Genomic DNA, 26,307 nt, shown 5'->3' on the forward strand with positions numbered 1-26,307 from the left:
GATATAAAATCTCTGCGACGGTAATTTTGCAGGCCACTAAAACGAATAAAAGCGCGATAAAAATTATCGCGCTTTATTTTTGTTAAAACTAAAAGATTGTAAGTGGAGTTAACGCTGTGCGCTTTCTCTTAATGCATTTGTGTTGTTAACAAAATCTTTTGCTTTTTGCTGATCAAATAAGAAATAGTTAAAATCTTTACTGCTATTTCCTACATCATTAGTAATAATAATATTAAACTCATCAGTCACTAACGATAAGTACATTGTATTTTGATCATCCGGGAAGCTAATCATGCCTGTGTCATCAACACTGTAATCAAGCTCTGTATTAATGGTTGTGAAACTTTCATCACTATAAATTGTGATTTTATCTTCATCAAACTTCAAATAACTAACCACCCACTGATCATCTCGATCTCGGTCGACCATATATATATCGCGCCCGATTAAATGTTCGACGTTACTTACTGGTTTATTGTCGGCAACAATACTCATGTATTCTTTGGCATCGTTTTCGCTAGTAAAATGCGGCCAAATATGCTCTTCAAAAGTAGCAATTACCACATTACTCGAGCCAATTAATAAACTATAATTAGCCCCATACATTAATGATGAACCATCGCGTAATATTAATTGATTATCAGAAAATATCTGGTAAGTCCCTGTTGATAGGTTGTTATCTTGATAATATTGAAATGAGTTATTGTCATCAAATTGAAAATAACCAAGCTCGCCTTCCACTTTATAATCATGATCTGTAAAATACAAACGCTTACCCAAGTAGTTATTAGGGCTAATTAGGCCAGTCAAAGAAACAGGGGGCTGATAGCCTATCTGTTGTAAAATTTCATCAGGTAGTGGAGACGAAATAGGCCGCTCAGTTGCTCGATTAAACTTGCGATTATCGAACGTTTTCTCTCTTGGTTCCTCACCTTGGCTATAGGTAAATTGATGCATGTTATTTACATAAATAGTATCTTCGATCTGTTCAATTAGCTTCCATTGCCGAGTATTCCACAACCAGCAATTAGGATCTTGCTCAACGTAGTAACAATCATCTCGTCCATTTAGGTTTCGCGTTATTGTAAGAATGTCATCATCAAGATGCCAGTTACCAGCATAAATTCGACTTTCAGCAACTGATAATTGCCCATCCTCATTGCTGTCGTACACACTCATCGAAATAGCTTTGCCATCAGGCCAAAGCTCAAACCAAAACTCATCTAAACTCTTACCATCAAAGTTGTAGCTATATATTCCAGGGATTGTTGCAATATTGAATGTCTCTGATTCGTCGATAATGCTGCCAGTACCTACACTCGCATTTTTAATTCCGTCAAATTCACTAAATGCAGCAAACGTTGCAATATCACCATCACTTGTTAATTGCCTAAATAGTATTGTTTCATTATCGTAATCACTCAGTGTGATATGTAATGACTGTTTGTTATTATCTTCTATCATTCGCCAAGTAATAGGCGTATTTCCAAGCTCTGAAACAGCACCTGTTCCATCGTCATTTAACATTAACGTAATCGCACCAAGAGATACTTGATCAACGAAAATATGCGGTGCAGGCAATGCAATAGGGTTTTGAGTTTGCGCGAAGGTAAAATCAACTTGCTCATTTTGAGTGAATACTTTAAGGATAGACTCGTTAGTGAGTTGATAATTTTCTAACTCACCATCTGGGTACTCTACATTTTTATACTCAGTTTCTTTGACTAAAAAACCATTTTCAGTTGCCGCAATTAACTTTAGCTCTGCTTTATAAGTAGTAACCTCTTGGCGAACCCGCTTTGTTTCACCACCAATTTCAATATCAGCAGTAGTCTGATAAGCATAAAAACCTTCAGGATTATTTAAGGTATACACATCGTTTTGATATATCCAGTCGAAGCGACCATCATAATTTTGAAGAAGGTAACGACCAGTGCCGTCGTTATCTAATTCAATAACTTGATTAATAGATAAATTGCCACGATTATAGTAAAAAGTTTTAATGTTATTAGTCTTTGTAGACTGAACAACCTTCTCATCAGCTAGCATTTCTTCTTGGGCCTGGCTAAACTCGGGCGTTTGCTCCACTTTTTTAATATACTGAGTCATTTTTTCATTATCTAAAGCCAGCTCTAAAACATTATTTACTCCCTCGGGTAAAGCAAATAATTCATTGCTCGTTGATTTGTCCAAAATAACTTTTATAGTCGTAGCAACCTTAACGAGCTCATCAGCACTAATCTCATTCGACAAGCGTTTCAAGTCTTGCTCGCTTTTAATGTCTACGAATAAATTTTCTCGCGCCAAAAGCGCCGACTTTGCTGTGGTTAGATTAGTAATATTTACCGAAAAGTCTTCGTCATTAGTAAGTACAGCGTCATCGCCCGCTTTCGTTTTTAAGCTTGCAAAGCTCATTAGTCGTGACTGCAACAAAGCGGCTTGTTGTTGCTCTTTACCCTGTACTTCAATTGTCACCAATTGACTCATATCAGCATCATCGTCAAGTGCTAACTCTAAGCTATAATAACCATCGCTATTTGTCGTTGTCGTGAACTCTTGCGATCCTATTTTGGCTTTTATAGCCGCGTCAATTAAGGGGGAATCTGTTGCTATGCCTTCCAGTGATAATTTAACCAGCTGCTGTTGAATATCAACTACAACATTTTTTTCACTCGTTAAACCTTCACTGTCTGTAACAGTTAAATTTAAAGATATTTTTTTATCTTCGCTAACACTTGGCGCAATAAAGCTAACAGTCCCTGTATTGGTGTTCTCTAATGCAACTGACAACCCTGCATTTTGGCTCCAAAGATAAGTAACGGGGCCTTCATCTTGCACTGTGGCACTGATTGAAATAGCTTGTTTTTCAACTACTGCTGTATCGCTTACGCTAATAACTGGTGCGGTATTTATAGGCTCATCAGGGTGATCAACAAAATCAGATTCACAGCCAGACAATAAAGCCAGCGAAATAGATGCCGCAAGCATTGATTTAATTAGATTCATAAAATTATCCCTTTCGTTGTTATATTTTGTCTACCTGACGATAATAAGATAATGAACAATAAATAACCCATAACGAAATCTGTATAATAATTTCTCACAAAATTAAAATATTTTTTTATTTTCCACTTATAGCAATTTAGGTAATACTGAATTTCTCAATAAAGCCCTTGCTATTGTGACAAATTAACAAATAATGGAGCCACTGTTCACGGGATTAGAATGAGGAAAAATGAACACGATACTAACCACGCAATGTGCCGATGATGTCGGCTTAATAGCGAAAATCACCGGGCTTTGTCATCAGCATAATTTAAATATTACCCGCAATAATGAATTTGTAGATAAAGATGCTCAGCGCTTTTTTATGCGCACTGAACTAACGGGCCAACCACATCCAGATTTTTTAAATCAATTACAAGCTTTGTTACCCGATGGCGCGCAATTAGCACTGCACACTGACGAGAAAACTAAAGTGGTGTTACTAGCGACTAAAGAAGCCCACTGCTTAGGGGGCGTATTGCTAAAGCAATTTGAGCAAGCACTGAATATTGAAGTATTGGCTGTGATTGCTAATTACCCTGACTTAGCGCCATTGGCGAAGGGCTTTGATGTGCCGTTTCATGTGGTCAGCCATGAAGGGTTATCACGCGCTGAACACGACCTGCAAGTGGGTGACTTAATTGCCAGCTACAATCCCGATATCATTGGCCTTGCCAAATATATGCGGATTTTAAGCCCTGAATTTGTAGGCCGTTTTGACGGTAAAATTATCAATATTCATCATTCATTTTTACCTGCTTTTATCGGTGCAAAACCGTATCATCAGGCATTTGAACGGGGTGTGAAGATCATTGGTGCGACGGCGCATTTTGTTAATAATGAGCTTGATGAAGGGCCGATTATTATGCAAGACGTCACCCATGTAAACCATGCAAACACCGCTGAAATGATGGCTAAAATGGGCAAAGATGTAGAGAAAACAGTGTTTTGTAAAGCACTGCAATTAGCATCAGAACATAAGCTATTTATTAATGGTAATCGAACCGTCGTATTTAGCTAGGTTCTAGAAATAGAGTAGAATGAAGAGGCTCAACGCCTCTTTATTTTTTTTATTATTGACTACTTTTATACTGTACTTAGTGTGTTTGCTCGATGGGTTCGAGTTGTAATTTTGCAGCTATTAACACCGCTTGCGTACGGTTATACACGCCAAGCTTACGGAATATCGCGGTGATGTGCGCTTTGATCGTCGCTTCTGAAATATGTAGTTCATAAGCGATCTGTTTATTCAACAAACCTTCGTGCAAGTACTGCAGCACTTTATATTGCTGTGGGGTAAGGGAGGCTACTTGAGCGGCGATTTCTTTATCTTCATTGGTAACGCTCGCTACTTTGTCTTTAAGCTCAGGTGGTAGCCATACATCGCCATCGAGTATTTGATTAATTGCTCCGGCAATATCATCTGATGATGATGACTTAGGAATGAATCCCATCGCCCCGTAGCTCATAACTTTTGAAACAATATTGATATCTTCACTGCCAGAGACAACAGCAATTGGCAAGCTTGGATAATCTTCACGAATGCGAATTAGGCCATATAAATCGCCACTGCCGGGCATATGTAGGTCTAGTAGTAAGATATCTAAATCTTCTTGTTCACTAAGCACTTGCAATGTAGTTTCAAAATTTTCAGATTCAAAAACCTCTAAACCATCAAACTTTGCCGTTAATGCCCCTTTTAGTGCTTCGCGAAATAACGGGTGGTCATCCGCTATTAAAAACTGACTCATGGTTCACTCCTAATGAATTCGGCTGCCATCTATCAAATAGCTGACAGCCGATATACTACGTTTAGAATCAACTTCTAATCAAGTTTTTAACGCATATTTAACGATTTAATCGGTTCTCGATTAATTCATCAACCACACCAGGGTCTGCAAGTGTTGAGGTATCACCTAATTGCTCGTGCTCATTTGCAGCGATCTTACGTAAAATACGACGCATGATCTTACCTGAGCGGGTTTTAGGTAAACCTGGTGACCATTGGATCATATCTGGCGATGCAATTGGGCTAAGCTCTTTACGAACCCAGTTACGAACTTCTTTGGTTAATTCGTCACTGACCGTTATACCTTCGTTTGGCGTTAGGTAAACATAAATACCTTGGCCTTTAATATCGTGCGGGTAACCTACTACAGCAGCTTCGGCAACCGCAGGGTGAGCAACCAGTGCACTTTCAATCTCGGCAGTACCTAAGCGATGTCCTGATACGTTTAATACGTCATCAACACGGCCGGTGATCCAGTAGTAACCATCTTCATCACGACGACAACCGTCTCCAGTAAAGTATACACCCGGATAAGCTGAGAAGTAAGTTTGTTCAAAACGTTCATGATCGCCGTAAACTGTACGAGCTTGTGATGGCCAGCTATCAAGAATAACTAAGTTACCATCAACTGCGCCTTCCAGAGCATTACCTTCAGCATCAAATAATGCTGGCGCAATACCAAAGAATGGACGGGTTGCAGAACCAGGTTTCATATCAATTGCACCTGGTAAAGGTGTGATCATGATGCCACCAGTTTCAGTTTGCCACCAAGTATCAACAATTGGGCAGTTACTTTTACCCATGTTTTCGTAATACCAAGTCCATGCTTCTGGGTTGATTGGCTCACCCACCGAGCCCAAAATACGTAGGCTATCGCGGTTTGAAGTCGCTGTTGGTTCATCGCCTTTGGCCATCAGTGCACGAATTGCCGTTGGCGCTGTGTATAAAATTGTAACATTATGCTTATCGACTACTTCACCCATACGTCCTGCGGTTGGGTAAGTGGGTACACCTTCAAATAAGACTTGCGTACAACCATTAACTAATGGGCCGTAAGCAATGTAACTGTGACCTGTGATCCAGCCCACATCGGCGCTACACCAAAAGATATCATCTTCTTTTAGATCAAATACATATTCGTGAGTCATCGATGCATATACTAAATAACCACCAGTCGTATGAACCACCCCTTTAGGCTGACCTGTTGAACCTGAAGTGTAAAGAATAAAGAGTGGATCTTCTGCATTCATCGGTTCTGGTGCACAGTCTGGGGCTTGATCAGCAACTAAATCATGCCACCATACATCATGTTCATGCCATTGTACCTCGCCACCCGTTAACTGATGTACAACAACGTGTTCGATGGTAGTGACCGACTGTTGTGCAACGGCTTCATCAACATTTGCTTTCAGCGGCACTGTATTGCCTGCACGACGCCCTTCATCAGAAGTAATAACAATTTTAGCACCAGAATCTTTAATACGATCAGCAATTGCTGATGGTGAGAAACCACCAAAGACTACCGAGTGAATTGCACCTAAACGCGCACATGCTTGCATTGCATAAACAGCTTGCGGTGACATAGGCATGTAAATAGCAATACGATCGCCTTTTTTAACACCGAGTTTTTTCAAACCGTTGGCAAATTTTGCCACTTCGTCATGCAGCTGTTGATAAGAAATATGTTCACTTTGCGAAGGATCGTCGCCTTCCCAGATCAATGCCGTTTTATCTGCTTTAGTTGCCAGATGGCGGTCAATACAGTTATACGAAGCATTAAGCTCACCATCTTCATACCATTTAATACTGATATGGCCTTTATCAAACGAGGTGTTTTTTACTTTAGTAAAAGGTGTTGACCAATCGAGACGTTTACCGTGCTCTGCCCAAAAACCTTCTGGATCATCAATAGATTGCTTGTAAAGTGTATTATATTTATCGTTATCAACTAAGGCTGCATTCTTGATATGTGCAGGAACTGGATAGATACTTTGTGACATAGTCGTCTCCATTTTAATTACTTGCCTAAGGCCTATCTTAAGGATCACCCAGCATAGCGGGCGAAAGTATTAGACCTTAGTTGTATTATCTTTGATTTATTTCACTGTACGCTCAAATTGTTTTAAAATTTCATCATTTTACGCTATCAATACAAAATGTTAATGATATGTTTATACTGAGATGGCAAGCTTGCCACCTTAGTCTAATAGACCAATAGGTAATTGAGTAAAAAGCATACTTAATCAAAAGTGGTATCACAACACAAGTATAATAATGCAACAAGCAGCCCCGAATAGGACTTTGACTATGACAACAAAATCAACAGTATTAAAAACACTTACTGCCACAGCCGTATTGTGCGCGCTTTCAGCTACAGCACAAGCCGCAACCATCGGTGGCACTGATGTGACTTATGGCGGTTATATAAAACTCGATGCAATGTGGAGTGATTATTCAGCTGGCGCGCCTGCAGGAACAAATGTAGGGCGTGACTTTTATGTACCAAGTACATTAACAGTCGGTGCCGACAACAACTCTGATGCTGTATTTGATATGCACGCACGTCAGTCTCGTTTTAATTTTGGCACATCAACACTCCTAGACAACGGCAAAACCATAAGTAGTAAAATCGAAATAGACTTTTTAGCATCTGCTGCTGGCGGTAATGAGCGCGTATCTAACTCATACGCGCCACGTATTCGCCACGCATTTATTTCTTACGACGGCTGGTTATTTGGTCAAACATGGTCAAACTTCCAAAATGTTGGTGCACTGCCTGAAACTCTTGATTTTGTAGGTCCAGCTGAAGGCACGGTATTTGTTCGCCAAGCACAAGTTAAATACACAACTGGCGCATGGTCTTTCTCGTTAGAAAACCCTGAAAGTACAATTACAACTTCAAATGGTATGGCTGTAACCGATGATGCATCATTACCGGATTTCACAGCACGTTACACACATACTGCTGATTGGGGTAACTTAGTGGTTGCAGCGCTTGCTCGTCAACTTACTTATAAAGTGGGCGGCCTTGACGCTGATGAAACATCAATTGGTATTAGTGCATCAGGTATGTTTAAAGTTGGCCAAGACAACGTTAAATTTATGCTTACCCAAGGTAAAGGCTTAGGTCGTTACGTTGGCTTAAATGTTGCGCATGGTGCAGTGCTTAATGGTGATGAGCTAGATGCAATTGACTCTACATCAGGGTTTATCGCTTACCAGCACAATTGGAATAACCAATGGCGCTCAACATTCCTTTACTCGTTCTTCTCAGCAGACAATAACACTGATTTGCTTACGATTACCGGTGACCCAACTGAATCTAGCCAAAGCTATAGCGCTAATATTTTATACTCACCAGTTAAACGTTTAACGTTTGGTGCTGAGTTAAAGCATGCAGAACGTGAAACAGAAAGTGGCGTTGATGGTGATTTAGATCGCCTGCAGTTCTCAGTTAAATACGCGTTCTAAGCTAAAACTAAAATTATATTACTTCCTTAAGCGGCTTTGGCCGCTTTTTTATGCCTGTGATATACCTTATCAAAGTTAAATTATCTACACCCAATTGGCTTAAGGTATTGGCTGTTACAAATACAAAAAAGCCGCTAAATATTATTTAGCGGCTTTTTTAATGTTAAGTGCGGGTCAAATCGCGCTTATTAAATACTTTTAAAGCTCAGCATCATCTGCTAACACTGTATCTTCAACATCGTCAGGCTTAATTGTTGCTTTTAATAGCAACATATCACGTAACTTACCTTCAATCTCATTAGAGATCTCAGGGTTCTCTTTCAAGAACTTAATTGAGTTTGATTTACCTTGACCAACTTTACTACCATTGTAGCTATACCAAGCACCTGCTTTTTCAACTAGCTTATGCTTAACACCTAAGTCAATTAGCTCGCCATGCTTAGAGATGCCTTCACCATACATGATGATAAATTCAGCTTGCTTAAACGGAGGAGCAACTTTGTTTTTCACCACTTTAACGCGGGTTTCGTTACCCACCACTTCGTCGCCCTCTTTAACAGAACCGATACGACGAATATCTAAACGTACTGACGCGTAGAATTTAAGTGCGTTACCACCAGTAGTGGTTTCTGGGTTACCAAACATAACACCAATTTTCATACGGATTTGGTTAATGAAAATACATAAAGTGTTTGAACGTTTGATATTACCAGTTAGCTTACGTAATGCTTGTGACATTAAACGTGCTTGTAGGCCCATGTGTGAATCACCCATGTCGCCTTCAATTTCAGCTTTCGGTGTTAATGCCGCAACCGAATCGACAACAACCACATCAACAGCGCTTGAGCGTACTAACATGTCACAAATTTCAAGTGCTTGTTCACCTGTATCAGGTTGTGAAACTAATAACTCATCAATATTTACACCCAATTTTTGGGCATAAATTGGATCAAGTGCATGCTCAGCATCAACGAAAGCACAGGTTTTACCTTCTTTTTGTGCTTCAGCAATAACTTGTAATGTTAGCGTTGTTTTACCTGATGATTCAGGGCCATATATCTCAACAATACGCCCCATAGGTAAACCACCTATGCCTAATGCGATATCAATGCCCAGAGAGCCTGTTGATATAGCATCAATATCTAACGCTTTATTGTCACCCAATTTCATTATTGAGCCTTTACCAAATTGACGTTCAATTTGAGATAAAGCAGCGTCCAACGCTTTTTGTTTGTTATCGTTCATTTTACTCTCCAAATCCGGCTAATGCAGACAAGTATACTGTATGAAATCACAGTATCAAGCTAATTTTATTAATTTATCTTTTCTATAATGGTTTTTAATGAGTAAACAATAGCTTGCAACCTAACTTGCGCTCTATCGCCTGCGAATATCTGTTGGCTCGGATACTGTTTCTCGCCAATTTGAATACAAAACCATACTAAACCTACTGGTTTTTCCGTACTGCCACCACCTGGACCTGCAATACCCGATACTGCAACCGAAATATCTGCCCCTGCGGCCTTACACGCACCCGCGGCCATTTGCAAAACAGTTTGCTCACTCACTGCGCCGTATAAAGTTAAGGTTTGCTCTGTAACCCCTAGTAAATCCTGCTTAGCTTGATTACTGTATGTTACAAATGCACGGTCAATATAAGCCGAGCTGCCAGGGGTATCTGTTAACGCATAACTCACTCCACCACCAGTACATGATTCAGCACTAGTGATCCATAAGCGTTTATCCGTTAAAATAGCGCCTAACTGCGCAGCAAGTGTTTTAATCTCTTGATGTAATTCCATATTCAGCCTTTGGGTAAATACATGTCGTTCGATCTTTATGCACCGCACAATATAAGTCAACAAACTCCGATGATGCAGCAGTATCTAAAAATAAAATCTGAGCATCGTGATATTTTACTGTTTTATCGCATGGGCGATTTTTACGAGCTATTTTTTGATGATGCAAAACGTGCAGCACAACTGCTTGATATTTCACAAACTCACCGTGGTAAAGCCGGCGGCGATCCTATTCCTATGGCAGGCGTCCCTTATCATGCGGTAGAGAACTATTTAGCTCGTTTGGTACAAATGGGTGAATCCGTCGCTATTTGTGAGCAAATAGGCGACCCTGCAACCAGCAAAGGACCTGTTGAGCGCAAAGTTGTACGCATTGTTACCCCTGGCACCATTTCTGATGAAGCACTATTACAAGAGCGCCAAGATAATTTACTGACCAGCGTTTGGCAAAGTAAAAAAGGCGTGTATGGCATTGCTTACTTAGATATTAACTCAGGCCGTTTTAATATTGTTGAAGTAAATACTGAAGAAGCATTTAGTTCAACTTTACAACGCTTAGCACCAGCAGAGTTACTCTATAGCGAAGACTTTGCCAACTTTCATTTGATTGAGCATATCAAAGGTATTCGCCGTCGTCCTGAATGGGAGTTTGACTTAGACACTGCACAACATTTGTTATGCGAGCAGTTTGGCACCAAAGATTTAGTCGGTTTTGGGGTTAATAAAGCAACTGCTGCATTAGTTGCCGCCGGTTGCCTTATGCAATATGTGAAAGACACGCAACGTATTGCTCTACCCCATATTCGCGCCATCACATTAGAACATAACGAACATGCAGTAATCTTAGATGCTGCCACCCGTAAAAATTTAGAGTTGACCGTTAACCTCTCTGGTGGCTTTGAAAACACCTTAGCACAAGTACTTGATAAAACAGCAACAGCGATGGGCTCACGGCTATTAAAGCGTCGTATTCATACACCAATACGTTCTAAACCTGAGCTTAACGCTCGCCTTAATGCGATTAGTGCCATTATCGGTGTACAGCTGTGTGGTGAGCTACATGAGTCGTTAAAACAAATAGGTGATATTGAGCGTGTTATTGCTCGTTTAGCATTGTGGACCGCTCGTCCGCGCGATTTAACCCGTCTGCGTAGCGCACTACAAGCCCTAGCTCCACTGCACGAGCTATTAACCGATGCCAGCGATCCTCGCATTAGTCAGATCATCGCGCAATCTCCTGAATTACCTGATTTACAGCAATTACTTGAGCAAGCAGTGATTGAAAACCCACCGGTACTTATTCGTGATGGTGGCGTAATTGCACCGGGTTACAACCGTGAACTCGATGAATGGCGTTCACTCAGCCAAGGTGCTACCGACATTCTTGAACAACTCGAACAGCGCGAGCGTGAACGCACCGGTATTAGCACCCTTAAAATCGGTTATAACCGTGTGCATGGCTTTTTTATTGAAGTAAGTCGTGCCAACGCACATTTAGTGCCCGCTGATTATATTCGTCGCCAAACGCTTAAAAATAACGAACGTTATATAATTCCAGAGCTTAAAGAGCATGAAGATAAAGTGTTAGGTAGCCAATCAAAAGCTCTGGCGCTTGAAAAGCAACTTTACGAACAACTGTTTGAATTTATTGCCCCGCACATTGAACAGCTACAAATAATGGCGGCAGCACTGGCAGATTTAGATGTGCTAAATAACCTTGCCGAGCGTGCAATTGCATTGAACTATGCAAAACCGCTACTGTGCGATAACGATGACATTAGTATTAAGCAAGGTCGCCACCCAGTTGTTGAACAAGTAATGAAAGACCCTTTCATTGCCAATCCTGTAGAGCTTAATGCTCAGCGTAAAATGCTGATCATTACGGGGCCAAATATGGGCGGTAAATCAACCTATATGCGCCAAACTGCACTGATTGTGTTAATGGCACACATTGGTAGCTTTGTACCAGCAGACAGCGCTAAGATTGGTAATATCGACCGTATATTTACACGTATTGGCGCCAGTGATGACTTAGCATCAGGTCGCTCAACCTTCATGGTCGAAATGACCGAAACAGCCACTATTTTAAACAATGCTACCGCGCAGTCACTGGTATTAATGGATGAAATTGGCCGAGGGACGAGTACCTACGATGGTCTATCATTAGCTTATGCAACAGCGGATCATTTAGCATCAAAAATATCCGCTAAAACTTTATTCGCAACCCATTATTTTGAACTTACCGAACTAGCCGAGCAACAAGCGGGGCTGGTGAATGTTCACTTAGATGCGATAGAGCACAACGACACAATCGCCTTTATGCATACCGTACTTGATGGTGCCGCAAGTAAAAGTTTTGGCTTGCAAGTAGCGGCCTTAGCTGGGGTGCCAAAAGCAGTTATAAAGCAGGCAAAACAAAAGCTTAAAATGCTGGAGAATCATCAGCCAGTCACTGCTGATATCAATGCAGTACAGCCATCATTGTTTGCAGCTGAACCATCACAGGTAGAAGCACAACTCGCTGAGGTTGACCTAGATAACTTAAGCCCACGCCAAGCTCAAGATTTACTATATAAGCTAAAATCGCTGCTGTAGCATGCTTTAAGCACAAAAAAAGCTGAAGAGTTAGCTCCTCAGCTTTTAATAATTATTTTCTGTGTGTGTTTGTGTTGCTGCGTCTATTGCTGTATCAATATTATGAAAACTGATCAAACAAGCTATCAGTACTTAATCCTTCATGCTGCAAAATATCTTTTAAGCGGCGCAGTGCTTCTACTTGAATTTGTCTTACTCGTTCACGCGTTAAACCGATTTCACGACCCACATCTTCAAGCGTTGATGGCTCATAACCTAACAAACCAAAACGACGTGCAAGCACTTCACGTTGCTTAGGATTAAGCTCACCTAACCAGTCTACAATGTGCTTATTGATATCATTATTTTGTACTTCGCCTTCCGGGCCAAAGCCTTTTTCATCGGCAATAATATCTAACAATGCTTTATCGTTTTCACCACCAATAGGTGTATCTACAGAGGTGATTTTCTCGTTTAAACGCAGCATTTTAGTTACGTCTTCAACTGGTCGGTCTAAACACGCTGCAATTTCTTCGGCAGTGGGCTCATGGTCCAGCTTTTGCGTTAGTTCACGTGCGGTGCGTAAATAAACGTTAAGTTCTTTCACTACATGGATTGGTAAGCGAATTGTGCGGGTTTGATTCATGATGGCGCGTTCAATTGTTTGACGGATCCACCAAGTCGCATAGGTCGAAAATCTAAAACCACGTTCAGGATCAAATTTTTCAACGGCGCGGATCAAACCAAGATTACCTTCTTCAATTAAATCAAGTAACGCAAGGCCACGATTATTATAACGGCGGGCGATTTTAACAACTAAACGTAAATTACTTTCAATCATTCGTTTACGAGAAGCGCTACAGCCTTTTAATGCTTTGCGAGCAAAAAAGACTTCTTCTTCAGCACTTAATAATGGCGAAAAACCAATTTCACCTAAATACAGCTGAGTCGCATCTAAATTCTTAGTGATTTCCTCTTTGGCAAATATTTCATCTTCTTTATCATCATCTTTATCGACGTCATCTAATAATTCAGAGTCTGTATCAGCGACAGCTATATCATCAAATTTATCATCAATCGCATCTTTCGTTTTTTCTATTTTTGCTGTGTTACCCATGAGCGTACCCTCAAGCAAACAAGTGATCTTATATCACTATGATCAATACCCGACCGATAGCTAAGGCAAATACTTCTCAGGATTAACAGCTTGTCCTCGGTAACGGATTTCAAAACGCAATGCCGTCACTTCAGAGTCTGAACTGCCAATCTCGGCTATTTTTTGCCCAGCTTTCACATCCTGTTTTTCTTTAACTAGCAACTTAGAGTTATGTGCATAGGCACTAAGATAATCATCATTATGTTTCAAAATAATTAAATTACCGTATCCTCTAAGTGCATTACCCGCATAAACTACAGTCCCTTGTGCTGCGGCAAAAACAGCGACACCTTTTTTATTAGTAATTTGTAACCCTTTATAACCGCTTTCCTTGGTTGAAAAACGCTGAGTTACTGTTCCTTTAGCTGGCCACGACCACTTAACTTGGGTCGAGGACAAACTGTTATTTTTACTAATTTTCCTATTGGCTTGTTTTTGAACATACTCTCGTTGTTTTGGCTGATCAAGCTCTTTCTTTAATTTTTTGTTATTTTTTTGTATGTCACTTGTAGACTTTTTACTCGGTTTCGTATATTTTTTATGCTTTTTTATTTTTTCAGGTACATTTTTAAAAGAAATTGTTTGCCCCGGTTGGATTATGTAAGGGGCTGGTATGCCATTATTTTTTGCCAACGTGCGGAAATCTTGCTGGGCGCTAAAGGCTATCGAGTATAACGTATCACCTTTTTTAACCGTGTAGCGGTCACCATTAATATTTACTTTACTAGTATAAGGTTTAACACTGGTATTTAAACTACTGACCGGAGCGGGGGCATGTCGAGATGAGCAGGCACTGAGCAAAACACTTGTAAATAAAGTAACATAGAAGACGTACTGTTTATTCATGGTGTTTTGCTCCTTGTGCTAAAAGTAGTTATTTAGATGCTTAACGTAATAAAAAGTATGCAACCACCACTAAAATCACTACCCCCCAGCCAAGTACCTCAATATATTGACGTAATTTTTGCTCCATTTTTACTCCGCCCCACTTCATTAGCGCTGAAACTAAAAAGAATCGCGCACCACGCCCGACAGCAGAAGCTAATAAAAAAGGTAAAAACGCCATGTGCAAAAGCCCAGCACCAATAGTAAATACTTTATAGGGTATTGGCGAAAAACCGGCTAAAAACACCACCCATACGCCATAATCTTTAAACCAGCTTAAAGCGGTATTAAACTTTTCTTGCCAACCCATTTGCGCTATTAATGGCTCTACTACAGGTTCAAACAACCAAAATCCGAGCAAATAACCTAAAATACCGCCAAGCACCGAAGCAACTGTAGCAAAAGTAGCATAGCGCCATGCTTTGCTCGGTTGTGCAAGCGACATCGGCGCGAGCATTACATCGGGTGGAATAGGAAAAATAACCGATTCAGCAAAACTCATCCCAGCTAAATAACGCTCTGCGTGGCGATGTTTTGCCCACACTAATGCCATATCGTATAACTTAGTAAACAATTTCAAAGTGACTTCCTATTCAATGTCGCCAGGGACTAAAGGTACAAATCTAACTGGCGCAATAACATGTTGAGTAAATTTTTCGCCTTCGCGCACAACCATAACCAGTTGTTGATCTTCATTACCGATTGGCGCAATCATCACCCCACCATCACTGAGTTGATCAAGTAATGCCTGCGGGACTTGCGATGCAGCGGCGGTTACAATGATGCCATCAAACGGCGCTTGTGACTGCCAGCCTTGCCAACCATCGCCATGTTTCATGGAAACGTTGTATAAGTCTAGGTTATGTAAACGGCGCTTAGCCTGCCATTGTAACGCTTTAATTCGTTCTACCGAAAATACTTTTGAAAAGGTTTTCGCCAGCACCGCTGTTTGATAGCCTGAACCCGTGCCTATCTCAAGTACTTTATCGCGCACGCCAGCCAAACGCAGTAACTCGGTCATACGGGCAACAATATATGGCTGTGAAATTGTTTGTCCTTGACCTATTGGCAACGCCGTATTTTGATACGCTTTATGCTTAAGTACATCATCAACAAATACATGACGTGGAATATCAGCAATAGCGCTGAGTACCAATTTATCTTCAACACCTTCACGCTGTAATAGGTCAGCGAGCGCACGGGCACTTCGAGTATAATTAGCCAGCACCGTTGATCTCCATTGTTTTAAGCCACTCACCAACCGCAGCCAAACTATCTTTCGCAGTCATATCAACACTTAGTGGCGTAACCGATGCATAGCCATTATTGATAGCATAAAAGTCTGTACCTTCTCCGGCATCACTTTCGGCACCTAAAACCCCATACCAATAAATGTCTCGTCCCCATGGATCTTGTTGTTTAGTCATGGTTTCTGCTTTATGACGCGCACCTAAACGCGTTACTTGCACGCCTTTTAGCTCAGATAACGGAATATCTGGCACATTAATGTTGATGATTTGATCTTTTGGCAATGGATGTGACGCCAGCTCTTTAATTATGCTGACAGTCACCGCTGCTGCCGTTTCAAAATGATTGCCTTCTTTTGAGCACAAAGACACCGCCACTGCGGGCAAGCCTAAATGACGTCCTTCGGTTGCTGCTGCAACAGTCCCTGAGTACAAAGTATCGTCACCTAAATTCGCGCCATGATTAATGCCAGCCACAACTAAATCGGGCTTTTCATTAAGTAATTCATTCACGCCCAAATGTACACAATCAGTGGGCGTACCATTGACCGAAATAAACCCGTTATCTAGCGTGGTAGCACGCAGTGGATTAAGTAGCGTCAGTGAGTTACTTGCGCCACTGCAATTGCGATCAGGTGCAACTAACGTTACGTCTGCAATTTGCGTCAATGCCTGATACAACACTGCAATACCTTTTGCATTAACACCATCATCGTTACTTAGAAGAATTTTCATTTTCAGCGTCCTGTTCTTTATGTACTCGTGGGCTTGCATCTGTGTAATCCACCAGCTCACGTAACAATGCCGTGGCAAAGGTGCCTTTGGGTAAACCAAAGCTCAATTTAATGGTAGTTTCATCAATCGTTTCAACGGTTAAATCTTGTGGGATCAAACGCAACATTCTGCGCTCATTTTTCAGCCCTAACTTACCAAGCCCTTCACACCAATCTTGATACGGCTCTAGCCATATTTTTTCTTGTTCGGTGAGACCTTTTTCGCTAGTGCCGACCAATGGCGCAGACATCATAATATCGCCAGAGGCAAGACGAGCGATATTTTCATCGCTAATGGCATCTTCAAAAAATGCATTGCTACCACTGAGCATAAACACTTCACGGTGCATGGTTTTAGCTAAGCCGTGCTCAGCAACACGCAAATTCACTATTTGATTAAACACATAAGAACGTGCAGCAGAGATAATTAAACCACGTAGTTTTTTGTCACGAATGCGCTCACCGGCAAACATCTTTTTAGCCATCACTAAATTATGACCATCGTGACCAAAGCGTTGTTCGCCAAAATAGTTAGGCACCCCGGCGCGTACCGCGTTGATACGACAAAGAATGTCTAACGGATGAGTTACATTACGCAGAATAATGCTGAATTTATTACCTTTGTGGCAGCCAGTCCGCAGCTTACGATTATGCCGTTGCTGAGCAATGATAAACAGTGATTCACTGTTTAGCTCAGTAAAATCAATGTCTTTTTTAATGGGTACTGGCACACTAAACCACTGACTACATACTCCGTGGCGATCTTTCATACCAGCGAAGCTGACATCACGTGGCGAAATCCCCGCTTTTTGGGCAAGTAATTTAGCAACGTATTGGGTATTTTCGCCTTTTTTAACGACCTGTAAACAGACGTGTTCACCACTGCCGGTAAATTCGATGCCTAAGTCTTCGTCCACCATAAAATCTTCAGCGCAGGTTTTAAAATCAGCTTTAGATAGTGGTGCACCGTATAAATAATTTAACTCGCTCATAGTGATTGCTTGCTCATGATAACCACTGCATGACTTGAAATACCTTCTTTTCGCCCTTCAAAACCGAGCTTTTCAGTGGTTGTTGCTTTGACATTTACCTGGTCCAGTTCAGCATTTAAATCAGCGGCTAAATTCTTACGCATGGCTTGAATATGCGGCAGCATTTTTGGCGCTTGCGCTACTATCGTTACATCCGCATTACCCAGTACATAGCCTTGCTGCTTAGCTAAATCAACAACATGGCGTAATAAAATACGGCTATCTATATTCTCATATTCAATGGCGGTATCAGGAAAGTGCTTGCCAATATCGCCCATTGCTAATGAGCCTAAAATAGCATCGCATAGTGCATGGATCGCAACATCACCATCAGAGTGCGCTAAAAAGCCTTGTGGGTAAGCAATCTTTTCACCACAAATAGTTAACGGGCCTTCGCCACCAAATTTATGGACATCGAAGCCATGGCCTATACGAATCATGATGCATTCTCACTGTGTTGTTTTTGGAGTAAAAAGTTGGCTAAATCTAAATCTTCTGGAGTGGTTATTTTAATATTATCGCTACGCCCAGCCACTAGCTTTACGGGCTTATTCGCCCATTCTATTGCCGATGCTTCGTCGGTGATCGTAACCTGCTGAGCAAGCGCAGTTTGCAATGCCTGCGTTAAATCGTGGTACTTAAATAATTGCGGGGTCAACGCCTGCCATAAGTCATCCCGTGGCACTGTTTGTTGGCTATGAGTTGCACCGCGCTTAATGGTATCTTTCACTTTGCTTGCTAATATACCGCCCTCATCAGCGTTAATACATTCACTAAGTAAGCACTCAATATCAGCCAGCGTAACCAGTGGCCTTGCCGCATCATGCACTAACACCCAATCAGGCGGGTTATCTGCAAGCGCTAATAAGCCATTAAGTACCGAGTCTGCTCGCTCTTTGCCGCCACTTGCACGGACAATGCGCTGATCAATAAACTCCAGCGCAGCAAAATAAGGATCATCATCGCTGACGGCTACTACAATAGTCGTTAACTGTTTGAGTTGCGCTAGTTTAGCAAGTGTATGTTCAAGAATTGTTTTACCAGCCAAGCGAATGTATTGCTTCGGTGCGCTATGTTGCATTCGGCTTCCCACGCCAGCGGCTGGGACTATGGCTGCAAGGGTATAATTAGTTGTCATTTTGTTGCTGCCCAGGTAAAACACGAATAAATGTTTCGCCGGGTTTGATCATCCCTAATTCATTTCGAGCGCGCTCTTCCACACCTTCTTGACCAAGCTTTAAATCTTCAATATCGGCTTTAAGCACTTTATTACGTTTGATCAATTGAGCATTAGTATCGTGATGTGAAGTAACAGCAGCTTTTAAACGACTATAATCTTGTACACCGTTGTGGCCAAACCATAATCGATATTGTACAAATAACGCTAAGCACAGCAGCGTGAATTGAAACAGTCGCATTAAACACTCCTTGATTTTACTCTACCAGTACAAATTTATAATGCGATTAAGGCTACTGGTATTATATTTTTTTAACTCGAACATGGGGACGTTTTAAATTACGCCAATTGATATTGCCTGCTAGCAGCATTTCTCTCAGTGATAACGTTCGCGGTGTAGTGCGTTTATCAAAAGACCACTGATGGCCACAACAAGCAGCGGCCATTGTTGCCTTTGTGGGCTTTAATAACACCACCGACTGCCCTTCAAGCGGCTGACCTTGGCAGTCAAACCAACCATGCTCATTACAATGAAGTTTATTGTCGCTTACTTGGTCGATGCTGTCTATTGCAACACGGGTTTGATTTGCGCTATTGAGTAAAAGCGGAACAATTAAACCTACATTTTTATGTGTTTGATAAAAATCATCATTATTTTTTGCGTTGGGAGGCTGAGCTTTTTGCTTATCAAGCCAACAGCCATTGTGCGGATCTAACTGAAAAGGAACTTGACCATTTACCACGGCCGTTGCTGCGCGTTCTATATAATAAGGAAGACTTTTTAATCGCTTGCGTAAACGCTGTTCATTAACTTCAACAACTAATTGACCTATTTCCCGCGCATAAAAAGCATTGCACAACTGTGCATATAGCACACGTTGTGTATCTGATTGCCAAATATCGACTTGTTGAAAGGGGTCGCTTGCAGCCAACGATCATACTCTAAAACATCTAGTTGCTTGTTTTATAGCACAGTATTGACTGCTTTTTAAGCTCTGCTCTTTACAAAAGCAAAGCTCAGGTTACTTAACTTGTGACTTTATACCTAATTTAGCATCGCCAGTTTCTAAAAACTGCACTACTTCATCACGTTTCTTACCTAATAACAGACTACCATCAGCTAAAAACATAAAATTTTGCCAATTGCGTTTAAACACATCAAAGCTGGTTTCGATAATATTATCGCGGGCGATACAAAAATACACTGTAGTATTAGCCTGCCAACCTAAGTGCGCAAGGATCTCAGCTGGCAGTTGCTCAGCGCCGGCTTCCCATGCTGCTTCCCAGTGAATAATTTGCGAGAAATTGTCTTCGTTACCACACCAGTCTGTTTTTTCAAAAAAATCAGGATGGTCATGTTCACGGCTCACCATGGTGCTCCATAAAACAGCGGCACGCTCATGGCTCATAGGTTTAATTAAGGCAAGGTCTTGTTCTGTTACTGGCGCATCTTTATGACGAAAAACCCACGCTTTTTTGTAATCATCTAACGAAATATAGTTCATAGTATTGGCAAATTAGTTAGCATTAAAAGTGCAAAGACAAATTATACAAGAGATCAAAACATGACTACAGCAATAAAACCACATACCCTCAAATCAGGCATATACCAACACTACAAAGGCCCAAAGTACAAAGTTCTGTACGTCGCCACTCACAGTGAAACAGACGAACAATTAGTTATTTACCAAGCCTTGTATGGTGAGTTTGGCATTTGGGCAAGACCGCTTAGTATGTTTAGCGAAACGATTGAAAAAGACGGCCAAATTATTCCACGCTTTAGCTACCTTGGTGAAGCCGATTAACTATGGCATGATAGGCATATTGTTTACTGCTCAGACCAGATAGGTATTTACGTGCAATTTAATTCTACTGATAACTACATCGCAAGTTCAGCGTTAAAACAAGCGGTTAATGCGGCTATTTTGCTGGAAAAGCCACTTTTGATCAAAGGCGAGCCCGGCACAGGTAAAACCATGCTGGCTGAGGAGTTGGCTAAAAGCTTAGACACCACACTTATCCAATGGCATATCAAATCGACCACTAAAGCGCAGCAAGGCTTATATGAATACGATGCGGTATCACGCCTACGCGACAGCCAATTAGGTGATGCCCGGGTAAACGACATTGGCAACTATATTATTAAAGGCAAGTTGTGGCAGGCATTTACCTATGGTGAAGAACATAACAAATGTCCGGTATTATTAATTGATGAAATAGACAAAGCCGACATCGAATTCCCGAACGACTTACTATTAGAACTCGATAAAATGGAATTTCATGTTTATGAAACCGGTGAGCGTGTAATCGCAAAACAACGCCCTATTGTGATCATCACCTCAAACAACGAAAAAGAACTGCCCGATGCCTTTTTACGCCGTTGTTTTTTCCATTACATTGATTTTCCATCTAGTGACGAAATGCAGCAAATTATCGATGTTCACCACCCACACGTAAAACAAGATTTAGTTCGCCAAGCGCTAGAAGTATTTTTTAATCTACGTGAAGTCAACGGCATTAAGAAAAAGCCTTCCACCAGCGAGTTACTTGATTGGTTAAAACTGCTTATGGCTGAAGACATCGATGCAAAAACTCTGCATGACAAAACTCAAAAAGGCGGTTTAATGCCAATGTTTGGCGCACTACTTAAAAATGAACAAGATATCAGCTTAATTGAAAAACTTGCCTTTATGAGTCGCCGTTAAGATGTTGGTTGCGTTTTTCTTCAAACTGCGTGAATACCGTTTACCTGTTAGTTTGCGCGAGCTGCTTGATTTGATCAACGCGCTAAAAAAAGGCGCGGTATTTGCCGATGTTGACGGATTTTATTATTTAGCCCTTACCATAATGGTTAAAGACGAAACCCACTTTGACAGGTTTGATAAAGCGTTTGCTGATTACTTTAGCGGCATTGCCGATATCGACTTACTCGAGAGCTTAAAACAGCAGCACAACTTACCTGAAGATTGGCTGCGCAAAGAGTTTGAAAAACACCTAACCGATGAAGAAAAAGCCCAACTTAAAGCCATGGGCGGCCTTGATGAGCTAATGAAAACCCTCAAAGAGCGCCTAGAAGAACAACAAAAACGCCACGCTGGTGGCAATAAATGGGTGGGCACGGGTGGTACATCGCCATTTGGCGCGTATGGCTATAACCCTGAGGGCGTGCGCATTGGTCAAGACGGCAACCGCAATCGCCAAGCAGTAAAAGTATGGGATAAACGCGAATACCGTAACCTAGATTCCGATCGTGAAATTGGCTCACGCACTATTAAGCTCGCCCTTAAAAAACTGCGCAAGTTTGCTCGCACTGGCGCCAGTGACACCCTCGATTTAAACGAGACCATTCGTGCTACCGCCAAACAAGGCGGCATGCTGGATGTAAAAATGGCACCAGAGCGCCACAACGCGGTAAAAGTATTGATGCTGTTTGATATTGGCGGCTCAATGGATGACTATATTCACACCTGTGAAGAATTATTTAGCGCCGCGCATAGCGAGTTTAAACACTTAGAATTTTACTACTTCCATAACTGTTTATACGAACACGTATGGCAAGATAATCAGCGCCGCCATTCCAACGTCATCGACACTATGACGCTGATCAACAAATTCACTAGTGACTATAAAGTGATCTTTGTTGGCGACGCCACTATGGGCCCGTATGAAATTGCCTACCCCGGCGGCTCAGTGGAACACTACAACGAAGAGCCCGGCAGTGTTTGGCTTGCCCGTATCACTAATCACTTTGATAAAGTCGCCTGGCTCAACCCACAACCGGTTGAACACTGGCGTTACTATCAATCAATTGATTTTATAAAGCAGCTAATGAACAACCGCATGTACCCACTGAGTTTAGATGGCATAAGTAATGCGATTAAAGAGCTGAGTTGAAACTAATGTGGCTCAATCCTGAGAAGTTTAATCTTTCTATTGTTAATTTGCCTAACAGCGTCGGCTAGTGAGGCTTTAGATTCAAACAACTTTTCTTTTATTAGTAATGTATCAACTTCTTAACAAAGACAAAAAACTGGCCCTGTGTTTTCTCGCTAATTGATATTGAGCATTTAATTTCACTAGAAAATTCATCACCTACGCTATACATTCCAATTAATAGTGAAGTAGCTTTTTCTCTATTTAAATCAGTAAGATTACTAAAACTAGATTCCAGCTCAATTGCTTTATCTAAACAATTCATTGTTGCCGAAAAAGTATGATTTTTATTTCGAACGGCTTCACTAGCGATATAAACTCCATAATTTCCTTTATAGCGATGCTTTAGATTTAAATACTCGGTTCTACTTTCATCTGTATCAACCCAAACTTCCCCTATTTGCCGATAATAGTCATACGGAACATAAGTTAAGTTTAATAGTGTATAAACAAAACCACCAGAAAATGTTTTTAAATGCCATTTGGCATATATATTTAAAGGATGTACCATTATTAACAACAAAATCAATATTGGTGTAATATATTTTATTTTCACCGTTGCATTCTCTGTTTATCAGCGAGCACGTTGTAATATTGTTTTATTACTTCATCAACGTAATCCTGACAGTTATTAGCTACAACATTATAGTTTTTCATGTCAAATGAAATTTGAGCGCGAGCTTCTGCTTTTTTCATTAAAGCATCATCATATTCTTTGCTTTTGCAAGAATATGCACTTGTCTCAGAGTCTGTATAAGCGAACCCATCAGCGAACAACCCATCACCAGAAAAGCCACTATTGGTTCCATCCTTATACAAAATCTGCTCATGAAAAATTCCTATATTAGTGTTTGATACGCCACTAGTTCTAAAGCCTTTAAATCCATTTAACGGTCTTGTACATATTTTTGCTAAACCGAATGGATCTATAAAGCTCACCGGATTACCACTAACATACTCGTAAGTATTAATGCCACCCGCTAAACCAATCGGGTCAGACTGAATGTATCTCCCCAATTCGGGATCGTAATCCCTAAAGTAGTTGTAATATAAACCGGCTTCAGCATCGGCATATTGACCAGGGAAGTGTAATGCCATTTCTTCTGAGAGCTCATTTTTAGTTTCAACTAACTTACCAAAAGGTGTATAGTAACCAGTCCAAACAGGTTCGCCATTACTGTTAGTTATTGCAACAGGCGCATCTAAATGGTTAGTATGGATGTAATAAATTTCATCCGCTGTTACAAATGCGATACGCTTACCATTTAAATAGATATATTCAATTAACGGTTTACCACTGCCATCCAATTCCGCAATTAACATACCTGATGAATCATATTGATAATAACGTTGATTACTACTGTTTTTTTCATCTATAACAGCATAATTACTATGAACAAAACTGAGCTCTGCACCATACCAAAAGCTAAGCCAATCACCTTGAGAGTTATCTAAAACCCACATAGAACCCTCTGGTGCTGTACCTCTTTTCTCAGAGCTACTGGTATTACTTGCTCTGACATTAACATTGCCTGTTCTAGTATTTGCAATTTCAAAACATTGCTCTATAGATCCCTCTAAATATCCTCTTCCGTATACCCAACGTTGCTCATTTTGATACCAAATACGTCGCCAATTTCCTTGCAGGCCGGTTTCAACATACTTTTGCCCGACTTTTATATAGCCAACTTTTGTACTGTTTTTATCAGGCTCAGACCGAACCTTCACATTTTTAATGACTTCAACTACTTTGCAGTGGTCGTTTTGATTTGAGTTAGCTGTTTGCCATTGTTTGTTAGTTCGTTGACCAAGAAAATTATATTGGTAGTCATATTCAACTGTACCGGATTTAGTTTTTATTAAACGCCCAGCTTGATTGTGCTGATAGGTTCTTGTGCCATCATTAAGCGTATTTCCTATAGCATCATATGATCTATTTACGCCATTCACGCTGTTTAATACGCCATCGCTGTAGGTGTATGGTATTTATACCGAATTAACTACTTTGTTTGTGCGATTGCTAATACTGTCGTAAGTGTAGCTTAAGTCACCGTAGCGGCCTTGTGCGTTTGTTAACCTATCAATCAAATCATATTCATAACTTTGCGATAAACTCGAATGCAATAAGTCATCAATTGACTGAATATTAAGGTAGTTATAAATATATTTTTTATCAAATGTATCAGTCACCTTTTTATTAGTCAGCCGATAAGCATTATCATAGCCTTGTTCTAGGGTTAGGCTATTTCCGTACTCTAAATGACTTAAAGGGCCATAAGGTAAGTAATCAAGATTAGTTGCAATAATATTGCTTGTGTTATTTTTTTGAGCAGTAACGCTAATTATATTCCCTATAGAGTTATAACTATAATTTACAATCATTCCACTTGGGTATGTTTGCTGCGATAAATCACCAACATTGTTATAGTTATATTTAACGATCTGTACAAAGTCTGTGCCAGTTGGTAGGTGTTTTGTTTCTTTTATCTCACCATGTGGTGTATAAAAATACTCTGTAATTCCTGTAGAATCAGTAACTTTAGTTAACTGTCCGACACCATTTTGATCTGCTCCAGCCAGACTGGACACTTCATTAAGCGACATTTTTATTTTCAAAGTTAACTGGACTTAGATACCCGAGAGCACTGTGCCTTCTTGTCCGATTATAATCAACCTCGATGTATTCAAAGAGCGTTTGACGCATCTCGTCTCGCGTCATGATCGGCTCATATTGGATCGCTTCAACCTTCATTGAATGGAAGAAGCTCTCAACACAAGCATTATCCCAGCAGTTTCCTTTCCTACTCATACTTTGCTTTAGATTATAAGCGGTTATGATGTCTCGATAATCTTTTGAGCAGTACTGACTACCTCGGTCACTATGAACGATCACCTGCTCAGGGAACCCACGACGGAACAAGGCCATTGATAATGCATCGCAGACCAGTGTTGCGGTCATTCTGGTATCCATAGACCAGCCGACTACTTGCCTTGAATAAAGGTCAATAATTACCGCCAAATACAGCCAGCCTTCACTTGTCGCAACATAGGTGATGTCTCCCGCCCACTTTTGATTCGGAGCCTCCGCGTTAAAATCCTGAGCCAGCAGGTTCGGAGCAACTGGCATTTTATGTTTGCTATCCGTAGTGCACCTAAACTTACGTGCCGCTTTCGGCGTTAAATCCTGACGCTTCATACTAGCGGCAATGGTTTTAACATTACGGCTATCACCGTTCTCTGCCAGCTCTTTCTGGATGCGCCTTGAACCATCACGGCCTTTGCTGTTGTCAAAAGCCTTTTTGACCTAAGGGATCCCCAAAAATAATTATTAAGTTTCAATTACATCACTCACATCCATATTTTTCCAATCGATTTGCACTACTACCTGTACGAAATAGGCTAGTCCTTCCAAATAATCTCGCCGTCG

The 26,307-nt window shown here is 40.9% G+C and carries 25 protein-coding genes and 1 pseudogene; 6 read left to right on the forward strand and 20 right to left on the reverse strand.

Features of this window, described 5'->3' with window-relative positions:
- Positions 1-108: 108 nt before the first annotated feature.
- Positions 109-3,006 carry a PKD domain-containing protein gene (locus tag H5201_RS03500; RefSeq protein WP_182783731.1) on the reverse strand — a complete coding sequence of 966 codons (2,898 nt, stop codon included), beginning with the start codon at positions 3,004-3,006 and terminating at the stop codon, positions 109-111.
- Positions 3,007-3,235: 229 nt separating this feature from the next.
- Here H5201_RS03500 and purU point away from each other — a divergent pair, with 229 nt between their 5' ends.
- Positions 3,236-4,066: a formyltetrahydrofolate deformylase gene (gene purU / locus H5201_RS03505; RefSeq protein ID WP_182783733.1), complete on the forward strand. Its 831-nt coding sequence runs from the start codon at positions 3,236-3,238 to the stop codon at positions 4,064-4,066.
- A gap of 76 nt (positions 4,067-4,142) precedes the next feature.
- Here purU and H5201_RS03510 read toward each other — a convergent pair whose 3' ends face one another.
- Together H5201_RS03510 and acs are read right to left on the reverse strand one after the other, a co-directional pair.
- Positions 4,143-4,796: a response regulator transcription factor gene (locus tag H5201_RS03510; RefSeq protein WP_145235295.1), complete on the reverse strand. Its 654-nt coding sequence runs from the start codon at positions 4,794-4,796 to the stop codon at positions 4,143-4,145.
- 97 nt (positions 4,797-4,893) lie between these two features.
- Positions 4,894-6,834, reverse strand: coding sequence for an acetate--CoA ligase (gene acs, locus H5201_RS03515; RefSeq protein ID WP_182783735.1), 1,941 nt, complete (start codon positions 6,832-6,834; stop codon positions 4,894-4,896).
- A gap of 307 nt (positions 6,835-7,141) precedes the next feature.
- On the opposite strand from acs, the gene H5201_RS03520 reads away from it, so the two are divergent.
- The gene (locus tag H5201_RS03520; RefSeq protein WP_145235291.1) at positions 7,142-8,305 is read left to right on the forward strand and encodes a DcaP family trimeric outer membrane transporter; all 1,164 of its coding nucleotides are present in this window, start codon (positions 7,142-7,144) and stop codon (positions 8,303-8,305) included.
- Positions 8,306-8,503: 198 nt separating this feature from the next.
- On the opposite strand, the gene recA is transcribed toward H5201_RS03520, so the two are convergent.
- Both recA and H5201_RS03530 read right to left on the reverse strand, forming a co-directional pair.
- A complete protein-coding gene (gene recA, locus H5201_RS03525; protein ID WP_145235287.1) occupies positions 8,504-9,550 on the reverse strand; it encodes a recombinase RecA in 1,047 nt (348 codons plus the stop codon).
- 68 nt (positions 9,551-9,618) lie between these two features.
- Positions 9,619-10,107 (reverse strand): CinA family protein, encoded by a 489-nt coding sequence (locus tag H5201_RS03530; protein ID WP_145235284.1) that lies wholly within the window; start codon positions 10,105-10,107, stop codon positions 9,619-9,621.
- Positions 10,108-10,128: 21 nt separating this feature from the next.
- Here H5201_RS03530 and mutS point away from each other — a divergent pair, with 21 nt between their 5' ends.
- Positions 10,129-12,699, forward strand: a complete 2,571-nt coding sequence (gene mutS, locus H5201_RS03535) for a DNA mismatch repair protein MutS (protein ID WP_182739731.1) — start codon at positions 10,129-10,131, stop codon at positions 12,697-12,699.
- Positions 12,700-12,799: 100 nt separating this feature from the next.
- On the opposite strand, the gene rpoS is transcribed toward mutS, so the two are convergent.
- The 11 genes from rpoS to H5201_RS03590 all read right to left on the reverse strand — a co-directional run bounded on the left by rpoS (position 12,800) and on the right by H5201_RS03590 (position 20,452).
- Entirely contained in the window at positions 12,800-13,795 is a 996-nt protein-coding gene (rpoS, locus tag H5201_RS03540) for an RNA polymerase sigma factor RpoS (protein WP_145235280.1), read from the reverse strand.
- A 60-nt stretch (positions 13,796-13,855) separates the two neighbouring features.
- Positions 13,856-14,680, reverse strand: a complete 825-nt coding sequence (locus H5201_RS03545; protein ID WP_182761385.1) for a peptidoglycan DD-metalloendopeptidase family protein — start codon at positions 14,678-14,680, stop codon at positions 13,856-13,858.
- 40 nt (positions 14,681-14,720) lie between these two features.
- Entirely contained in the window at positions 14,721-15,299 is a 579-nt protein-coding gene (locus H5201_RS03550; RefSeq protein ID WP_182761386.1) for a YqaA family protein, read from the reverse strand.
- 9 nt (positions 15,300-15,308) lie between these two features.
- Positions 15,309-15,947, reverse strand: coding sequence for a protein-L-isoaspartate(D-aspartate) O-methyltransferase (locus H5201_RS03555; protein WP_145235274.1), 639 nt, complete (start codon positions 15,945-15,947; stop codon positions 15,309-15,311).
- Positions 15,937-16,701: a 5'/3'-nucleotidase SurE gene (surE, locus tag H5201_RS03560; RefSeq protein ID WP_145235272.1), complete on the reverse strand. Its 765-nt coding sequence runs from the start codon at positions 16,699-16,701 to the stop codon at positions 15,937-15,939. The genes H5201_RS03555 and surE overlap by 11 nt, the downstream gene beginning before the upstream one ends.
- Entirely contained in the window at positions 16,682-17,731 is a 1,050-nt protein-coding gene (truD, locus tag H5201_RS03565; protein ID WP_182783737.1) for a tRNA pseudouridine(13) synthase TruD, read from the reverse strand. The genes surE and truD overlap by 20 nt, the downstream gene beginning before the upstream one ends.
- Positions 17,728-18,210: a 2-C-methyl-D-erythritol 2,4-cyclodiphosphate synthase gene (ispF, locus tag H5201_RS03570; RefSeq protein ID WP_182761387.1), complete on the reverse strand. Its 483-nt coding sequence runs from the start codon at positions 18,208-18,210 to the stop codon at positions 17,728-17,730. Before ispF ends, truD begins: the two co-directional genes overlap by 4 nt.
- A complete protein-coding gene (gene ispD / locus H5201_RS03575) occupies positions 18,207-18,908 on the reverse strand; it encodes a 2-C-methyl-D-erythritol 4-phosphate cytidylyltransferase (protein ID WP_182761388.1) in 702 nt (233 codons plus the stop codon). Before ispD ends, ispF begins: the two co-directional genes overlap by 4 nt.
- Positions 18,898-19,188, reverse strand: a complete 291-nt coding sequence (gene ftsB, locus H5201_RS03580; protein WP_145235264.1) for a cell division protein FtsB — start codon at positions 19,186-19,188, stop codon at positions 18,898-18,900. The genes ispD and ftsB overlap by 11 nt, the downstream gene beginning before the upstream one ends.
- 61 nt (positions 19,189-19,249) lie before the next feature.
- Positions 19,250-19,879 carry a hypothetical protein gene (locus H5201_RS03585; RefSeq protein ID WP_182731534.1) on the reverse strand — a complete coding sequence of 210 codons (630 nt, stop codon included), beginning with the start codon at positions 19,877-19,879 and terminating at the stop codon, positions 19,250-19,252.
- Between the two features lie 90 nt (positions 19,880-19,969).
- Positions 19,970-20,452, reverse strand: a complete 483-nt coding sequence (locus H5201_RS03590) for a DUF2947 domain-containing protein (protein WP_182761389.1) — start codon at positions 20,450-20,452, stop codon at positions 19,970-19,972.
- A 60-nt stretch (positions 20,453-20,512) separates the two neighbouring features.
- Here H5201_RS03590 and H5201_RS03595 point away from each other — a divergent pair, with 60 nt between their 5' ends.
- The 3 genes from H5201_RS03595 to H5201_RS03605 are packed head-to-tail and all read left to right on the forward strand — an operon-like array spanning position 20,513 to position 22,841.
- Entirely contained in the window at positions 20,513-20,752 is a 240-nt protein-coding gene (locus tag H5201_RS03595) for a DUF1653 domain-containing protein (RefSeq protein WP_182767256.1), read from the forward strand.
- A gap of 51 nt (positions 20,753-20,803) precedes the next feature.
- On the forward strand, positions 20,804-21,652 hold the full coding sequence (locus H5201_RS03600) for a MoxR family ATPase (RefSeq protein WP_182761390.1): 849 nt from the start codon (positions 20,804-20,806) through the stop codon (positions 21,650-21,652).
- A 1-nt stretch (position 21,653) separates the two neighbouring features.
- Positions 21,654-22,841 (forward strand): VWA domain-containing protein, encoded by a 1,188-nt coding sequence (locus H5201_RS03605; protein WP_182783739.1) that lies wholly within the window; start codon positions 21,654-21,656, stop codon positions 22,839-22,841.
- Positions 22,842-22,941: 100 nt separating this feature from the next.
- Here the strand turns inward: H5201_RS03605 and H5201_RS03610 are convergent, their stop codons facing one another.
- The 4 genes and pseudogenes from H5201_RS03610 to H5201_RS03625 all read right to left on the reverse strand — a co-directional run.
- The gene (locus tag H5201_RS03610; RefSeq protein ID WP_182761392.1) at positions 22,942-23,436 is read right to left on the reverse strand and encodes a hypothetical protein; all 495 of its coding nucleotides are present in this window, start codon (positions 23,434-23,436) and stop codon (positions 22,942-22,944) included.
- Positions 23,433-24,830 carry an RHS repeat-associated core domain-containing protein gene (locus tag H5201_RS23440; protein ID WP_182783741.1) on the reverse strand — a complete coding sequence of 466 codons (1,398 nt, stop codon included), beginning with the start codon at positions 24,828-24,830 and terminating at the stop codon, positions 23,433-23,435. The genes H5201_RS03610 and H5201_RS23440 overlap by 4 nt, the downstream gene beginning before the upstream one ends.
- 36 nt (positions 24,831-24,866) lie before the next feature.
- Positions 24,867-25,484, reverse strand: a complete 618-nt coding sequence (locus H5201_RS03620; RefSeq protein WP_182761393.1) for a hypothetical protein — start codon at positions 25,482-25,484, stop codon at positions 24,867-24,869.
- Positions 25,474-26,184 (reverse strand): annotated as a pseudogene (locus H5201_RS03625) (IS3 family transposase); the annotation flags it as partial. The pseudogene H5201_RS03625 and the gene H5201_RS03620, both read right to left, overlap by 11 nt.
- Between the last annotated feature and the right edge of the window lie 123 nt (positions 26,185-26,307).

Source organism: Pseudoalteromonas sp. SG43-6 (genome assembly GCF_014164365.1).
GTDB lineage: Bacteria > Pseudomonadota > Gammaproteobacteria > Enterobacterales > Alteromonadaceae > Pseudoalteromonas > Pseudoalteromonas rhizosphaerae.

Bases quoted from the DNA above. Each gene is read 5' to 3' on its own strand.
- H5201_RS03545 (WP_182761385.1), bottom strand. From the start codon at position 14,680: ATGAATAAACAGTACGTCTTCTATGTTACTTTATTTACAAGTGTTTTG.
- H5201_RS03590 (WP_182761389.1), bottom strand. From the start codon at position 20,452: ATGAACTATATTTCGTTAGATGATTACAAAAAAGCGTGGGTTTTTCGT.
- acs (WP_182783735.1), bottom strand. From the start codon at position 6,834: ATGTCACAAAGTATCTATCCAGTTCCTGCACATATCAAGAATGCAGCC.
- ispD (WP_182761388.1), bottom strand. From the start codon at position 18,908: ATGACAACTAATTATACCCTTGCAGCCATAGTCCCAGCCGCTGGCGTG.
- H5201_RS03520 (WP_145235291.1), top strand. From the start codon at position 7,142: ATGACAACAAAATCAACAGTATTAAAAACACTTACTGCCACAGCCGTA.
- purU (WP_182783733.1), top strand. From the start codon at position 3,236: ATGAACACGATACTAACCACGCAATGTGCCGATGATGTCGGCTTAATA.
- H5201_RS03595 (WP_182767256.1), top strand. From the start codon at position 20,513: ATGACTACAGCAATAAAACCACATACCCTCAAATCAGGCATATACCAA.
- surE (WP_145235272.1), bottom strand. From the start codon at position 16,701: ATGAAAATTCTTCTAAGTAACGATGATGGTGTTAATGCAAAAGGTATT.
- ispF (WP_182761387.1), bottom strand. From the start codon at position 18,210: ATGATTCGTATAGGCCATGGCTTCGATGTCCATAAATTTGGTGGCGAA.
- mutS (WP_182739731.1), top strand. From the start codon at position 10,129: ATGTCGTTCGATCTTTATGCACCGCACAATATAAGTCAACAAACTCCG.
- H5201_RS03605 (WP_182783739.1), top strand. From the start codon at position 21,654: ATGTTGGTTGCGTTTTTCTTCAAACTGCGTGAATACCGTTTACCTGTT.
- rpoS (WP_145235280.1), bottom strand. From the start codon at position 13,795: ATGGGTAACACAGCAAAAATAGAAAAAACGAAAGATGCGATTGATGAT.
- recA (WP_145235287.1), bottom strand. From the start codon at position 9,550: ATGAACGATAACAAACAAAAAGCGTTGGACGCTGCTTTATCTCAAATT.
- H5201_RS03530 (WP_145235284.1), bottom strand. From the start codon at position 10,107: ATGGAATTACATCAAGAGATTAAAACACTTGCTGCGCAGTTAGGCGCT.
- H5201_RS03620 (WP_182761393.1), bottom strand. From the start codon at position 25,484: ATGTCGCTTAATGAAGTGTCCAGTCTGGCTGGAGCAGATCAAAATGGT.
- H5201_RS03510 (WP_145235295.1), bottom strand. From the start codon at position 4,796: ATGAGTCAGTTTTTAATAGCGGATGACCACCCGTTATTTCGCGAAGCA.
- truD (WP_182783737.1), bottom strand. From the start codon at position 17,731: ATGAGCGAGTTAAATTATTTATACGGTGCACCACTATCTAAAGCTGAT.
- H5201_RS03500 (WP_182783731.1), bottom strand. From the start codon at position 3,006: ATGAATCTAATTAAATCAATGCTTGCGGCATCTATTTCGCTGGCTTTA.
- ftsB (WP_145235264.1), bottom strand. From the start codon at position 19,188: ATGCGACTGTTTCAATTCACGCTGCTGTGCTTAGCGTTATTTGTACAA.